This is a genomic window from Geodermatophilus sp. SYSU D00879 (genome assembly GCF_054050375.1).
In genome coordinates, this window is record NZ_JBJGZF010000002.1 from 441,338 (window position 1) to 456,119 (window position 14,782).

At 75.9% G+C, this 14,782-nt stretch carries 9 protein-coding genes; 2 read left to right on the top strand and 7 right to left on the bottom strand.

Annotated elements, in window-relative coordinates:
* The 6 genes from ACI79B_RS05485 to ACI79B_RS05510 all read right to left on the bottom strand — a co-directional run bounded on the left by ACI79B_RS05485 (position 1) and on the right by ACI79B_RS05510 (position 9,608).
* Entirely contained in the window at positions 1 to 1,893 is a 1,893-nt protein-coding gene (locus ACI79B_RS05485) for a hypothetical protein (protein WP_456929991.1), read from the bottom strand.
* Between the two features lie 126 nt (positions 1,894 to 2,019).
* Positions 2,020 to 3,015 (bottom strand): methylmalonyl Co-A mutase-associated GTPase MeaB, encoded by a 996-nt coding sequence (meaB, locus tag ACI79B_RS05490; protein ID WP_456929992.1) that lies wholly within the window; start codon positions 3,013 to 3,015, stop codon positions 2,020 to 2,022.
* Positions 3,016 to 3,030: 15 nt separating this feature from the next.
* On the bottom strand, positions 3,031 to 5,238 hold the full coding sequence (scpA, locus tag ACI79B_RS05495) for a methylmalonyl-CoA mutase (protein WP_456929993.1): 2,208 nt from the start codon (positions 5,236 to 5,238) through the stop codon (positions 3,031 to 3,033).
* Complete coding sequence (locus tag ACI79B_RS05500) at positions 5,235 to 7,106, bottom strand: methylmalonyl-CoA mutase subunit beta (RefSeq protein WP_456929994.1); 1,872 nt, start codon at positions 7,104 to 7,106, stop codon at positions 5,235 to 5,237. The genes scpA and ACI79B_RS05500 overlap by 4 nt, the downstream gene beginning before the upstream one ends.
* Before the next feature lie 40 nt (positions 7,107 to 7,146).
* A complete protein-coding gene (locus ACI79B_RS05505; protein WP_456929995.1) occupies positions 7,147 to 8,406 on the bottom strand; it encodes an amidohydrolase in 1,260 nt (419 codons plus the stop codon).
* On the bottom strand, positions 8,403 to 9,608 hold the full coding sequence (locus ACI79B_RS05510) for a glutamate--cysteine ligase (RefSeq protein ID WP_456929996.1): 1,206 nt from the start codon (positions 9,606 to 9,608) through the stop codon (positions 8,403 to 8,405). Before ACI79B_RS05510 ends, ACI79B_RS05505 begins: the two co-directional genes overlap by 4 nt.
* Before the next feature lie 173 nt (positions 9,609 to 9,781).
* Between ACI79B_RS05510 and ACI79B_RS05515 the strand changes: the two genes are divergently transcribed.
* Entirely contained in the window at positions 9,782 to 10,018 is a 237-nt protein-coding gene (locus tag ACI79B_RS05515) for a hypothetical protein (RefSeq protein ID WP_456929997.1), read from the top strand.
* A 12-nt stretch (positions 10,019 to 10,030) separates the two neighbouring features.
* On the top strand, positions 10,031 to 10,273 hold the full coding sequence (locus ACI79B_RS05520) for a hypothetical protein (RefSeq protein WP_456929998.1): 243 nt from the start codon (positions 10,031 to 10,033) through the stop codon (positions 10,271 to 10,273).
* A gap of 33 nt (positions 10,274 to 10,306) precedes the next feature.
* Here the strand turns inward: ACI79B_RS05520 and ACI79B_RS05525 are convergent, their stop codons facing one another.
* Positions 10,307 to 14,704, bottom strand: a complete 4,398-nt coding sequence (locus tag ACI79B_RS05525; RefSeq protein WP_456929999.1) for an nSTAND1 domain-containing NTPase — start codon at positions 14,702 to 14,704, stop codon at positions 10,307 to 10,309.
* Positions 14,705 to 14,782 lie beyond the last annotated feature (78 nt).

Sequence of the window (14,782 nt, forward strand, 5' to 3'; positions counted from 1 at the left end):
TCAGCAGCCCCGCACGTCGTAGCCGCGCAGCGGCGGCCAGGACCCCACCGGGGTCGTCGCCCAGTCGAACACCGAGACGCCTACGGCGCCCTGGTCCGCGGCGGCCTGGGCCATCGCCCGGTAGTCGGCGGCGGTCACCGTCGTGCCGTAGCCGCCGATCACCGAGACGGCCGCGCACGGCTCCCCCAGGTTCGTGCGGACGCGGGCGACGTTCTCGGCGGTGTACCGGTAGGGGTCGCGCCAGCCCGACTCCGCGGTGCGGTTGGTCCAGTAGGCCATCGGCATCCACACCTGGTAGGAGCCGCTGAGCTGCCGCCACGGGAAGTCAGGCCAGTAGGCGGTGTTGAGCACGTCGGTGACCACCGGCGGCAGGACGATGGCCGCCAGCGTCGTGCCGGGCAGGGCCGCGGCAAGGCGGGCGGAGAGGTCGACCAGCCGGGCGTTGCGGGTGGCGACGTCGGTGACCGTGCGGTCCTCGATGTCCACGCCGATGGCGTCGAAGGCCTGCCCGGAGGCGCGGAAGTCCGCCATCGCCTGGAACCGGCGCAGGTCGGCCGCGACGTCGGTGAAGTGCGGCAGGTACCACGCGACGACCTGCATGCCCCGGGCGTGGGCGCGGGTCAGGAACTGGCCCAGCAGGTCGGGGCTGAGCAGGCTCGGGTACGCCGGGTCGTCGACGGCCGCCTGGAGATGGAGCGTGTGCACGCCGGCGTCGGCCATCGCGTCGACCTGGGCCGGGGTGGTCACCGGGTTCGCCCCGCCGTACTCGCGGCTGAAGCGGTAGCGGGTGACCCAGGTGCCCGCGTGCTCGTACGGCTCGAGCAGCGCGGTGCGCACCGCCCCGGTGGCCGCCGTCCACCGCAGGAAGCCGGTCTGGAAGTCGCTCTGCCGGCCGCCGTTGACGGTGTACTCGTCGGTGATCGGGTAGCCCAGCGGGCCGCGTTCCCAGCCCTGGGCGGCCCAGCGGTCGCGGATGGCGCCGTGCACCTCGTGCGCCCCCGTGGCGGGCGAGGAGAACACCGACCCACCCTGGAAGTGACTGAACGCCCCCACCCCGTCAGCCGCCCGGTTCTCGTCGCTGACCGGATAGCCCAGGAACCCCCGCTCGGCACCCAGGGCGAACCACTTGTCCCGGATCCACCCGTGCACCTCGTGCGCGCCGGTGGCCGGCGAGGAGAACACCGACCCACCCTGGAAGTGACTGAACGCCCCCACCCCGTCAGCCGCCCGGTTCTCGTCGCTGACCGGATAGCCCAGGAACCCCCGCTCGGCACCCAGGGCGAACCACTTGTCCCGGATCCACCCGTGCACCTCGTGCGCGCCGGTGGCCGGCGAGGAGAACACCGACCCACCCTGGAAGTGACTGAACGCCCCCACCCCGTCAGCCGCCCGGTTCTCGTCGCTGACCGGATAGCCCAGGAACCCCCGCTCGGCACCCAGGGCGAACCACTCGTCCCGGATCCACCCGTGCACCTCGTGCGCCCCCGTGCCCGGCGAGGAGAACACCGACCCACCCTGGAAGTGACTGAACGCCCCCACCCCGTCAGCCGCCCGGTTCTCGTCGGTCACCGGGAACCCCAGGAACCCCACCGGTCCACCGAGCCGCCAGTAGGCGTCCCTGATCCAGCCGTGCACCTCGTGCGCGCCGGTGGCCGGCGACCAGTAGATGGTGCCCGCGGTGAACTCCTGGGCGCGTCCGCCGGCGACGTCGTACGGGGCGCCGACCGGGGTCCCGACCACCGACGCCGCCCCGCCGAGCTCGCAGTGGTGCTGGGCGATGGGGTCGGTCTCCGTGCACTGCAGGGCCTGCGCGGGCGACGTCGTCGCGAAGGTGACGACGAACAGCACCGCCAGCAGGAGCCGGAACGTGCGCCCGCGAGCCCGCACGGCCATCGCCTCCCCCACGGGCCGGCGCAGCGCGCGGCCGGCACCGTGCCCCGAGGGTCCACACCCGCGAGCGGCCGGCACAGGGCAGTTGGTCCGCCGCGACCAGGGACGCCCGGCGCGGCCTTCGGGATCTCAGGCGCCGGGGTCGCCGAGGAAGGTCTCCAGCAGCTGCCGGGCGGCCAGGGCGGGGGTGAGCTCGCCGGCCAGCACCGCCTTCTCCAGCTCCGGCGCGGACGCGCGCACGCCGGGGTGCGCGCGCAGCCGGTGCTCGAGCCCGTCGCGCACCAGCTGCCAGGTCCAGCGCACCTGCTGCGCCCGGCGCCGCTCGTCGAAGGCCCCCGACGCCTTCGCCCGGTCCTGGTGCTCGACCAGCTTGGCCCACACCTCGGCCAGCCCCTCGCCGGTCAGCCCGGCGCACGTCAGCACCGGCACGTCCCACCCGCCCGGGGTGTGCCCGCGCAGCATCCGGATCGCCCCGGCCAGTTCGCGGGCGGCCTTGCGCGCGTCGGCGGCGGCCGGCCCGTCGGCCTTGTTGACCGCGATGACGTCGGCGAGCTCGAGGATGCCGCGCTTGATGCCCTGCAGCTGGTCGCCGGTGCGGGCCAGCGTCAGGAACAGGAACGAGTCGACCATCTCGGCGACGGTGACCTCCGACTGCCCGACGCCGACGGTCTCCACCAGCACGACGTCGTAGCCGGCCGCCTCGACGACGACCATCGACTCCCGCGTCGCCTGCGCGACCCCGCCCAGCGTCCCGGCGGTCGGCGCCGGCCGGATGAAGGCGTTCCGGTCGACGGCGAGGCGCGCCATCCGGGTCTTGTCGCCCAGGATCGAGCCGCCCGACCGCGCCGACGACGGGTCGACCGCCAGCACCGCCACCCGGTGCCCGGTCGCGGTCAGGTCGACGCCGAGCTGGTCGATGAACGTCGACTTCCCCACCCCGGGCACCCCGGAGATGCCGACCCGCCGCGCTGCCCCCGCGTGCGGCAGCAGCTCGACCAGCAGCTCCTGCGCGCGCTCGCGGTGGTCGGCGCGGCGGGACTCGACCAGCGTGATCGCCCGGGCCAGCGACCGGCGGTCGCCGCCGAGCACCCCCTCGACCAGCGCGGGGACGTCCGGAGCGGGCATCAGTGGCCCATCGCCTCAGTGACCAAGGCGCTTAGAGAGCGTCCGCAGCAGCTCCTGCGCCGCCTCGGCGATGACCGTGCCCGGCGGGAACACCGCGGCCGCGCCCATCTCCCTGAGCGTCGGGACGTCGTCGGGCGGGATGACGCCACCCACGACGACCAGCACGTCGTCGGCACCGAGCTCGGCCAGCGCGTCGCGCAGCGCCGGCACCAGCGTGAGGTGGCCGGCGGCCAGCGACGAGACGCCGACGACGTGCACGTCCGCCTCGACCGCCTGCCGCGCCACCTCCTCCGGCGTCTGGAACAGCGGGCCGACGTCGACGTCGAAACCCAGGTCGGCGAACGCGGTGGCGATGACCTTCTGCCCGCGGTCGTGGCCGTCCTGGCCCATCTTGGCGACGAGGATCCGGGGGCGGCGCCCCTCGGCCTCCTCGAACGCCTCGGTCATCCGGCGGGTCTCCTCGAGCGGCCCGGAGCTGCCGGCCTCGTCGCGGTACACACCGGAGATGGTGCGCACCTGGCCGGCGTGCCGCCCGTAGACCTCCTCGAGCGCGTCGGAGATCTCCCCGACCGTCGCCTTGGCCCGGGCCGCGTCGACGGCGAGCTTGAGCAGGTTGGAGTCCAGCGACGAGTCCCGCCGCCCCTCGGCCGCGGCCCGGGCGGCGTCGGTGAGCCGGCGCAGCGCCTCGGTCACCGCGGCGGCGTCCCGGGACGCGCGCAGCTCGGCCAGCTTGGCCTTCTGCTGGACGAGCACGTCGGCGTTGTCGACGCGCAGCACCTCGATCGCCTCGTCGGCCTCGACCCGGTACTTGTTGACGCCGATCACCGGCTGGCGGCCGGAGTCGATGCGCGCCTGGGTGCGGGCGGCGGCCTCCTCGATGCGCAGCTTCGGGATGCCGTCGTCGATGGCCTGCGCCATGCCGCCGTGCTCGGCGACCTCCTCGATGTGCGCCCAGGCGCGGCGGGCCAGGTCGTAGGTCAGCTTCTCCACGTACGCCGAGCCGCCCCACGGGTCGATCACCCGCGTCGTCCCCGACTCCTGCTGCAGCAGCAGCTGGGTGTTGCGGGCGATCCGCGCGGAGAAGTCGGTGGGCAGCGCCAGCGCCTCGTCGAGGGCGTTGGTGTGCAGCGACTGGGTGTGCCCCTGGGTGGCGGCCATGGCCTCCAGACAGGTGCGGACGACGTTGTTGTAGACGTCCTGCGCGGTCAGCGACCAGCCCGAGGTCTGCGAGTGGGTGCGCAGCGACAGCGACTTGTCCTTCCGCGCGCCGGCCTCCTTCACCAGCCGCGCCCACAGCAGCCGCCCGGCGCGGAGCTTGGCGACCTCCATGAAGAAGTTCATGCCGATGGCCCAGAAGAAGCTCAACCGCGGCGCGAACGCGTCGATGTCCAGGCCCGCGGCCTTGCCCGCGTTCAGGTACTCGACGCCGTCGGCGAGGGTGTACGCCAGCTCCAGGTCGGCCGTCGCCCCGGCCTCCTGGATGTGGTAGCCGGAGATGGAGATCGAGTTGAAGCGGGGCATCTCCGCCGAGGTGAAGGCGAAGATGTCGCTGATGATCTGCATCGACGGCTTCGGCGGGTAGATGTAGGTGTTCCGGACCATGAACTCCTTGAGGATGTCGTTCTGGATGGTCCCCGTGAGCTGGTCCGGCCTCACCCCCTGCTCCTCGGCGGCGAGGACGTAGAGCGCCAGGACCGGCAGCACCGCGCCGTTCATGGTCATCGAGACGCTCATCCGGTCCAGCGGGATGCCGTCGAACAGCTGCCGCATGTCCAGGATCGAGTCGATCGCCACCCCGGCCATGCCGACGTCGCCGACGACGCGCGGGTGGTCGGAGTCGTAGCCGCGGTGGGTGGGCAGGTCGAAGGCGACCGACAGGCCCTTCTGCCCGGCGGCGAGGTTGCGCCGGTAGAAGGCGTTGGACTCCGCCGCGGTGGAGAAGCCCGCGTACTGGCGGACCGTCCACGGCTGGGTCGTGTACATGGTCGGGTAGGGCCCGCGCAGGTACGGCGGCAGGCCCGGGTAGGTCCGGAGGAAGTCCAGCCCGGCGAGGTCGGCCGGGGTGGCCAGCGGCGGGACGGCGATGCCCTCGGGGGTCTCCCAGGTCGCCTCCTCGACGCCGCGGCCGGTCGCGGACTCGAACGCCTTGGCCCAGTCGTCGGCGCCGGCGTGCGCGGCCGGCCGGCCCAGCTCGACGCCGCCGAAGTCGGGGATCCCGCTCATGCCGTCACTCCCAGCTGCTCGTGGACGGTGCGGAGCACGTCCAGCGCGTCACACCCGGCGTACACGTACCCGTCGACGCCGTCCACCCCCAGCGCGGGCTTGCCGGCCAGCCACACGTGCGTGGCGCCGGCGGCCCGCAGCTCGGCGGCCAGCGCGGCGGCGGACTCGGCGTAGTCGGCGTCGGTGCCGCAGATGCAGGCCACCGTCGTCCCGGCGTCGGCGAACCCGGAGGCGCCGTCGGCGGCGGGGGTGGCCACGCCGCCGGCCTGGAACAGGTTGCCGGCGAACGACGCCCGCGCGGTGTGCCGCGCGATCGGGCCGATGGTGGCGAGGTAGACCTGCGGCCGCTGCCCGGCGGCGTCGGCGCGGTCGCGCAGCTCCTCGTACTCCTGCGCCGCCCGCACGCGGGGCAGGCCGCCGGTCGGGTGCAGGTCGGCGGCCGGCTGCCGCTCGGGCAGCTTCTCGGTCAGGTTGGGGAACTCGCTGACGCCGGTGATCGCGTCGCTCCGCTCGGCCAGTCGCTTCGCCCGGGCGTCCCAGGCGGCGGCCAGCCGGTCGCGGACCAGCCCCGAGCTCAGCGCCGCGGCCAGCCCGCCGGCCCGCTCGATCTCGGTGAACCAGGCCCACGCGGCCCGGGCGAGGTCCTCGGTGAGCGACTCGACGTACCAGGAGCCGCCGGCCGGGTCGAGCACGCGGGCGAGGTGCCCCTCCTCGACCAGCAGGCTCTGGGTGTTGCGCGCGATCCGCCGGGAGAAGGCGTCGGGCAGGCCGAGCGCGGCGTCGAAGGGCTGCACGGTGACGACGTCGGCCCCGCCCACGCCGGCGGCGAAGCAGGCGACCGTGGTGCGCAGCATGTTCACCCACGGGTCGCGCCGCGTCGTCATCACCGACGACGTCACCGCGTGCTGGCGCTGCGCCCGCGCCGCCTCCGACGCGCCGCTGACCTCGCCGACCCGGTCCCACAGCCGGCGGGCGGCGCGCAGCGCGGCGATCGTCGTGAACTGGTCGGCCGAGGCGGAGTAGCGGAACTCGACGCGCTCGAACGCCTCGTCCACGGTCAGCCCGCCGTCGGTGAGCGCCCGCAGGTAGGCCACCCCGGCGGCCAGCGAGCAGCCGAGCTCCTCGACGGCGGTGGCCCCGGCGTCGGCGTACACGGTCGCGTCGACGACGACGGTGCGCCAGCCCGCGGGGGTCCGGCGGGCGAGGTCGGCGAGGACGGTGAGGTCCTGCTCCTCCCCCGAGGCGGCCTGGTCGCCGAGCGGGTCGAGGCCCAGCGAGCCGCCGGGTGCCAGGTCGGTGCGGTCGCCGGCCAGCGCCAGCAGCGCCTCGGCGGCCGGCACCCCGCCGGAGACGGCGACCGGCGCGAGGTCGAGGTAGACGTCGGCGAGCACGTCGCCGAGGGCGTCCACGGGCACCGCGCCGTCGCCGAGGTGCAGCCACAGCGAGGTGACGCCGTTCTCCAGGTCGGACGCGATCGCCTCCCGGGTGACCGCGACGTCGGGGTGGGCGTGCCGCTGCCGCACGTCCCAGCCGGCGGGCACCCCGCTCTCCGGGTGCGCCCCGGCGCGGGCGCCGCGGACGAACGGCGGCAGGCCGGGCACGCCGACCGCCGTCGGCAGGTCGCCGGCGTCCTCGGCGGTGTAGAGCGGGGCGACGCTGACGCCGGTGGCCACCGTGCGGCGCAGCGCGTCCTCGACCGGGTCGGGCAGCTCCTCGCGGCCGGCCTTGCGCAGGACCCCGGCGACCAGCTCGCGCCACTGCTCGCGGCCGACCGACGGGAAGTCGCCGGCGAGGGACAGCTCGTCGGGCACCTCGTGCTCGGCGGGGACCTCGTCCTCGCCGGGCGTCGCGGTGTCGGTGGCGCTCATCGGTGAACTCCCCGCATCGGGTGCACGGTCGAGGAACGTTCTACCGGCGCTCCCGGGAGTGCGGACGCGCGGGGTGGCCGGGGCCGGGCGCACCGGCGGCCGAGCCCGACGTCCCGACGGCGGCGGCCAGCGCCTGCAGCGCGGTGCGCACCATGAGCCGGATCCCGACCCCGATGGCCCGCTCGTCGACGTCGAAGGTGCCGCGGTGCAGGTCCAGCGGCGCTCCCCCGCCGTGCGTGCCCAGGCGGGCCAGCGCGATCGGCAGCACGTCGGCGAACCAGCCGAAGTCCTCCCCGCCCATGCTCTGCGGCGACTGGCGCAGGTTCTCGCTGCCGACGGTCTGCAGCGCCGCGGTGCGCAGCAGCGCCACCGCGCGCGGGTCGTTGACCACCGGCGGCACGCCGGGGACGTACTCCACCTCGACGCCGGCGCCGGTGGGCGCCACCACCTGCTCGACCAGCTCGCGCAGCAGACCCTCGGCGCGCTGCCACTCGTCCCGGTCGAGCACCCGCACGGTGCCGCGCAGGGTGCCCCGCTGCGGGATGGCGTTGGCCGCGACGCCGGCGTTGACCGCACCCCAGACCAGCGAGAACCCGGCCCGCGGGTCGACCTTGCGCGACAGCAGCCCGGGCAGCCCGGTGACCAGCCGGCCCAGGGCGTCGACCAGGTCGACGGTCAGCTGCGGGCGGGCGGTGTGCCCGCCGGGGCCGGTGAGCGTGACGTCGATGCGGTCGCAGGCGGCGGTGATCGAGCCGGTGCGCAGGCCGACGGTGCCCACCGGGATCGCCGGGTCGCAGTGCAGCGCGAACGCCCGGGACGCGCCGTCCAGGACGCCGGCCGCCACCACGTGCGTGGCGCCGCCGGGGACGGTCTCCTCGGCCGGCTGGAACACGCAGCGCACCCTGCCCGGCAGGTCGTCCAGCGCGGCGAGCGCCAGCGTCGCGCCGAGCAGCACGGTGGTGTGCACGTCGTGGCCGCAGGCGTGGCACATGCCGTCGCGGGTGGAGGCGTAGGGGACGTCCTTGAGGTCGGCCAGCGGCAGCGCGTCGATGTCGGCCCGCAGCACCACCGTCGGGTCCCCGGACCCCACCTCGACCACCAGCCCGGTGCCGCTGGGCAGCCGGCGCGGCGCGAGCCCGGCGCCGGCGAGCCGCTGCTCGAGGAACGCCGTCGTCTCCACCTCGGCGAAGGCCAGCTCGGGGTGCATGTGCAGGTGCCGGCGCACGCCGACCAGGGAGTCGGTGCGGTCGGCCACCCACGCGTCGAGCCCGGCGGCCAGTTCCTCGGGGCTCCGGGTCATGCGGCGTGGCCGCCGGCGCACGCCGCCGGGCCGGGGACGGGGCCGTCGGGGCCGGCCGCCGGCCCGGAGGTGGGCAGGCCGTCCCGCAGCTCGGCGAGCAGCCCGTCGACGACGACGCGCAGGTCCCCGCCGGACGCCAGCGCCGCGGCCCGCTGCCGCTGGTAGGAGGCGCCGACGGCGAGCACCCGCTCCACGCCCGCGAGCTCCGCCTCGCAGCCCAGCCGCTTCGCCGTCGGGGTCAGCTCCTCGGCGAGGTCCAGCAGCGCCTGCCGCACCGGGCGCACCGTGCCCTTCTCGTCCACCACCACGTCGGCGTCCAGGCCCCACCGGGCCGCGCGCCACTTGTTCTCCTTCACCACCCAGCTCGGCGGGGTGGGCAGCGTGTAGCCGCGGTCGAGCTGGGTGTCGAACTGCTCGACCAGGCACTGCGACAGCGCCGCGACGACGCCGACCTCCTCGAGCGTGGGCAGGCCGTCGCAGATGCGCAGCTCCACGGTGCCGAAGCCGGGGTGCGGGCGGATGTCCCACCACACCTCGCGCACGCTCTCGATGGCGCCGGTGGAGATGAGCGTCTCCATGTAGGTCTCGAAGCCGGCCCAGTCGGGCAGCTGGGTGGGCAGCCCCGCCGTCGGCATGGCCTCGAAGACCTTGCTGCGCGCCGAGGCGAGCCCGGTGTCGCAGCCGACCCAGAACGGCGAGGACGCCGACAGCGCGAGGAAGTGCGGCACGTACTGGGTCAGCGCGTTGACGATCGGCATCGCCTTGTCCGGCGAGCGGACCCCGACGTGCACGTGGACGCCGAAGATCTGCAGCCGCCGGGCCAGCCACTGCATCCGCTCGACCAGCTGCAGGTACCGCTCCTTGGGCGAGATCAGCTGCGTCTGCCAGTCGGTGAACGGGTGGGTGCCGGCGCACAGCAGGCCCAGGCCACGGCGGTCGGCGGCGGCGGCCACCTCGGCGACCGTGCCGGCGAGGTCGGCGGTGGCCTCCTCGACGGTGGTGCACACGCCGGTGATGACCTCGACGGTCGACTGCAGCAGCTCGTGCTTGGCCTTCGGGTGCTCCTCGGCGCCGTCGGGCCGGATCTCCTCGAGGATCTCCGTCGCCCCGGCGGTGAGCTCCCGGCTCTCCCGGTCGACGAGTTGCAACTCCCACTCCACGCCCAGGCTGGAGCGCTCCGAGGACGAGAACGGGATCTGCACGCTGCCGAGGATAGGGACGACGGCGCTCCCGCACCCCCTGGAGCAGCACCGATCCCACGCCGGGCTCCACCGCAACCGGACCGCAACCGGTGACGGCAGGGACCGCAACCGTCCCCCGGTCCGCTGGTGTCCTCGCCGGGAGACGCCCGGCACCGCACCGGGAGGTCCCCGCGATGTCCGTCCGCATCCGCTCCGCGTGCACCGTCCTCGCGGCGGGAGTCGTCGTCCTCGTGCCGTCCGCGGCCCTGGCCGACCCGCCCGCCGGCGACGACCGGACCCCGTCCTGCAGCGCGCTCCTGGGTCAGGTCGACGACTGGCCGGGCACCGGCCCCGGCGGCCAGACCCTGTTCTCCGACGCCTACGAGCGCCACCTCCTGTCGCAGCCCGCGTGCGCCGGTACCGGCGCCTGAACGGAGGTCCTGATGTCCACGACGCTTCGTCGCGCCGCCGTGCTCGGCGTCCTCCTCCCGCTCGTCACGGGCGGCCTGCTCGCCGTCACCGGTCCCGCCGGCGCCGTCCCGTTCGAGGGCGACCCGGGCACGACACACTGCGTCCGCCTGGTGACCTGGTCCGAACTCACCGGCGAACCCGTGGTGGCCCCTCCGGACCAGTGGTGGACGGCGCTGCCCCTCGTCGCCGTCCTGGTGCCGCTCGACGAGTGCTGACCCCCGGCGCCGACCTCCCCACCGGTCACCCGGTCAGGGGAGGTCGGTGCACGTCGGCTGCCACTGGCGGCCGGGCAGGTACTGCCCCCACTCGGCCGCGGTCAGGTCCCGTCCGGCCATCGCGCACACCGCGGCCAGCCAGTCCCGCGACTCGAGGGGAAAGCGCCGTCCCGGTGACTGACCGCTGAAGGCGACGACCTCGTCCTGGGTGGTGAGCAGGTGCAGGTGACCGTCCGCCGCGCCGTCGGACACGGGCAGCGGCGGTCCACGCAGCACCCGACGGTCGGCGTCGACCAGCGCGACGGTCCCGTCCCGCCCGGCCGCGACGAGCGTCCGGCTGTCGGACGCCCAGTCCACCTGCACCAGCGGGCGTCCCACGGGCACCGGCTCGCCGGATGTCTCCCCCGGCGCCGTGTCGACGAACGCGACGACCCCGTTGGCACCGGCCACCGCGATGCGCCGTCCGTCGCCCGAGAACGCCAGGTCCTCGATCCGGTCGACGTCCTGCAGCTCCACGACGGAGCGGAGCACGAGGGTGCTCGCGTCGAGGACGCTGACCGCTGCCCGGTTCTCGGCGCCCACGGCGAGGAGCCGGCCGTCGGGACTGGTGGTGGACACCCGGGCCCGTCCGCCGGACCGGACCTGCTGCACCACCTCGCCGGTCAGGTCCACGACGGACAACCCGGGACGCGTCCGGGGGTACGCGGCCTCGCGCGTGCAGAGGACCAGCCGGGAGCCGTCCGGCGTCCACTCCGCACACGACGCGATCCCGGCGGACACCGACCGGCCGTCCTCGCCCCGCTCCCCGTTCGCCGGCAGCGGGATGCTCACCACGACGTCCCGCGTCGCCGTGTCGAGCACGGTGACCGCCGTTCCACTGGTCACGGCCACGCGGCGCCGGTCCGGACTCACCGCGACCGACGCCGGGAAGCCGGGCTCGGCCGGCGTCTCCCCCACGTCGACGTCCTCGACCACCTCTCCCGTGCCGGGATCGAGGAAGGTGGCGGAGACCTGCCGGGTGTCGGGCGCCGGCTCCCACCACGTGTCCCCTCCGGTCCTGGACACCGGTCGGGTGGGCACGACGACGAGGCGGCCGGGTTCGACGACCTCCGGACGGCCCGCGACCCACCGACCGTCGAGGGTCGGGAGGGCGTCCCCGACGCCGCCGCCCCGTCGCATGTCCCGGACGACGATCAGCCCCTCAGGCGCGGCAGTGAACAGCCGTCCGCCGTCCGGGGAGATCTCGGCCACCGTCACGTACGCCTCCTCGTGCCCGGGCGGCGTCTGCGGCCGTGTCCAGTCCCCGGACGCGGGGTCGACCTCCCAGAGCGCCACTCCCGGATCCCCGCCGACCGTCACCGCCCACGTGCCGTCCGGGGACTCCTCGACGTCGGCCACGCCTGCGCGATGGGCGTCGAGCTCCTGCCGCACCGCGCCGTCGCGGCCGTAGAGCGTGACGGCACCGTCGGACCACAGCTGAGCCACCCCGGAGCCCAGCGCCCGGAAACCCAGCGGCTGGGCCGCCCGGTCCGGCACCTGCAGCTCGACCTGCCGCGCCGACGTCAGGTCGCTGAGCACGGCGACGCGGCTGCGTCCGGCGTCGACGCCCTCGGCGTCGACCGTCCAGGTGACGAGGGTGGTGCCCTCGTCACCGAAGTCCGCTTGGAGGACGTCCGACCCGGTCGTCGTCCACCCCCCGACCCCGAGGTCGGTGGTCGCCCCGCTCACCCGGTCCACCTCGACCACGCTCCAGGGGACCACGGTGCTGGAGGGGTCCCCCCATCGCTCGACCAGCACCCTGATGCGCCTGCCGTCCGCGGTCACCGACACCGCGAGGGGGAAGCCTGCTCCCGTGGCGGGATCCAGCGAGAGCGTCTCCTCGCCGTCGGCCGTCAGCAGGCGCAGCCAGGGGGTCCCGTGATCGTCGGCCCCGGCGACGGCCGCCACCCCGTCCGTCGGGGAGCCGTCCAGGGCGGTGGTGCAGCACCCGAGGTCGCGCAGCTCCCGGGGAGCAGGATCGCTCGCCGACCAGACCCACGCGGTCAGCCCGCGCAGGAAGAGGGTGGCGTCCCCGGCCAGGACGCCGTCGAGCAGGTCGCCCGGCGGGGTGGCCACCACCCTCTCCACCCGCCGGTGCTCGATCAACGTGGTGAGGAGACGGTCGGCGCTGTCCGGCGTCTCGGCCAGCCGGACCGCCTGGGCGGCGAGGAGGAACGCGAGGTCGAGGGCGCCCACGGACGTGGACAGGACCGCGAGGCGGTTGGCGTCGGCGACGAGGGACGCCCGCTGCGCGGCGAGCTGGGACCGGACCGCCGTCCCGGCGGTGACGAGCGCCGCGACCAGCACCGCGGCGAGGCCCACGGCCAGCCACCGGGTCCTCCGCCGGGCCGCCGCCTCCCGATCGGCCCGCTCGTGGGCGGCCAGCAGCTCGGCATCGGCGGAGGCGCGGGAGGCGTCGAGGAAGGCCCGCTCGACCGGCGTCGGGTCGGCGTCGGGTCGATCAGCCCAGTCGAGGGCCGCGGCCAGCCGGGCGCCGCGGTACAGCTCGTCGTCCGGGCGTCCGGCGGCGTCCCAGTCGGACGCGGCCGGGGCCAGGTGCCGGCGCACCGCCCTCCCCGCGGCGTCCTCCTCCAGCCAGGCCGCCAGTCGCGGCCAGGCGGTGAGCAGCGCCTCGTGCGCGACCTCGAGCCGGCCCTCGTCGAGGGACAGCAGTCGCCGGGCGACGAAGGCGTCGACGACCGCACGGCGGGCAGGGTCCCCGGCGTCCAGCTCCGCCAGCGGCAGCGGGCGCCGGACCAGCACTCCGCCGGCGTCGTCGGCCAGGCGCACCAGCAGGCCCCGCGCCAGCTCCTGCCCGGGCCCGTCGAGCTGCGCCCAGGCCGCCTCGGCGGATCGGGTCAGCGCACCGGCCAGCCCGCCGGCGGCGAGGTAGCCGGCCAGGGTGAGCGTGCCGCCGCGGCGCCGCTCCCACGTGCCCACCAGCGCGGTCGACAGCAGCGGGAGTGCCGCGGGCCTGCCGAGCCCGTCGGCGACCACGGCGTCCACCAGGTCGTCCTCGACGGTCAGCCCGACAGCGGCAGCCGGCTCGCGCACGACCTCCCGCAGTTCCGCGTCGGTGAGCGCCGGGACGAGGGCCACCCGTCCGTCGAGCCGGGCGGTGACCGCGGCGTGCTCGGCCAGCCGGCCGAGCACGTCCCCACGCAACACGAGCACGCAGCGCGCGGCCACCCCGTCGTCGAGCAGCCCGAGCACTGCGTCGAGGAACGCGGTCCGCTCGCCGGGGTCGACTCCGGGTGCCCACAGCTCCTCGGTCTGGTCGACGACCAGGAGCACCGGTCCGTCGTCCCCGGTGAGCGGGGCCAGGACGTCGACCGGGCACCGGCCGGGAGTCACGACCACGGGCCGCCACGCGGCGCCGCCCGGCAGGGCACCACCGGTCAGCGCAGGCACCAGCCCGGCCCGGACCGCCGAGGACTTCCCGGCGCCGCTCGGACCGGAGACGACGACCATCGGCGCGTCGACGAGCCGGGCCACCAGGGTGGCCACGAGGCGCCGGCGGCCGCGGAACAGCGGGGCGTCCTCGGCCCGGTAGGCGGCCAGCCCCTTGTAGGGGCAGACCGACGTCCCGGACGGGACGGCCGCCGTCCCGCCCGGCGACGCCGGGAGGTCCAGTGCCGGGTCCTGGGCGAGGACCGCCGCCTCCAGCCCGCGCAGCGCCGGCCCCGGGGAGGCCCCGAGTTCCTCGGCCAGCAGCCCCCGCACCCTGCGGAGGGCGGCGAGCGCGTCGGCCTGCCGGCCGGACCGGTAGAGGGCGAGCACGAGCAGCCGCCACCGGTCCTCCTGCAGCGGGTCCTCGGCGACCAGCCGCTCGGCCTCGGGCAGGACCTCGGCGTGGCGGCCGAGCGCCAGACGGGCCTCGTGGAGCCCGGTGAGGACGCCGGTCCGGACCTCGGCCAGCCGGCGCCGCTCCACCGCGGCGAACTCCGCGTCGGGCCAGTCGGCGTACGGCTCGCCGCGCCAGAGCCGCAGGGCCTCGGAGAGCGCCTCCTCCGCCTCGGCCGGCGCGCCTGCGGCCAGGTGGGCCCGTCCGCGGGCGGCGAGGTCGCCGACATGCAGGGCGTCGACGTCGGACCGGTCGACGGTCAGCGCGTAGCCGGGCCCGCGGCGGGCGACGTACCGCCCGGGCGAACCGTGCGGGCGCCCGGGTTCGAGCGCGCTGCGCAGACGGACCACGTGCGCCTGCAGCGACTTGCGGGCGGTCGGCGGTGGCGCGCCGTCCCAGAGGACGTCGGTGATCCGGTCGGTCGGTACCACCCCGGGCGCCCCGGCGGTCAGGACGGCGAGGAGCAGTCGCTCCTTGGCACCGGGCACGGGCACCGGCGCCTCGTCGTCCCCCCGGACCTCCAGCGGCCCGATGACCGCGAACCGCACCCGGTCACGGTAGGTCCGGGCCCGGCCGGCGCGGGCCGTCGCGTCGCCCGCGGCGGACGGCGGGCGCGCCGCCGTCCG

What these genes read in the sequence shown, in the direction of transcription:
- ACI79B_RS05485 (WP_456929991.1), bottom strand. Translation starts at nt 1,893, where the DNA reads ATGGCCGTGCGGGCTCGCGGGCGCACGTTCCGGCTCCTGCTGGCGGTG.
- meaB (WP_456929992.1), bottom strand. Translation starts at nt 3,015, where the DNA reads ATGCCCGCTCCGGACGTCCCCGCGCTGGTCGAGGGGGTGCTCGGCGGC.
- scpA (WP_456929993.1), bottom strand. Translation starts at nt 5,238, where the DNA reads ATGAGCGGGATCCCCGACTTCGGCGGCGTCGAGCTGGGCCGGCCGGCC.
- ACI79B_RS05500 (WP_456929994.1), bottom strand. Translation starts at nt 7,106, where the DNA reads ATGAGCGCCACCGACACCGCGACGCCCGGCGAGGACGAGGTCCCCGCC.
- ACI79B_RS05505 (WP_456929995.1), bottom strand. Translation starts at nt 8,406, where the DNA reads ATGACCCGGAGCCCCGAGGAACTGGCCGCCGGGCTCGACGCGTGGGTG.
- ACI79B_RS05515 (WP_456929997.1), top strand. Translation starts at nt 9,782, where the DNA reads ATGTCCGTCCGCATCCGCTCCGCGTGCACCGTCCTCGCGGCGGGAGTC.
- ACI79B_RS05520 (WP_456929998.1), top strand. Translation starts at nt 10,031, where the DNA reads ATGTCCACGACGCTTCGTCGCGCCGCCGTGCTCGGCGTCCTCCTCCCG.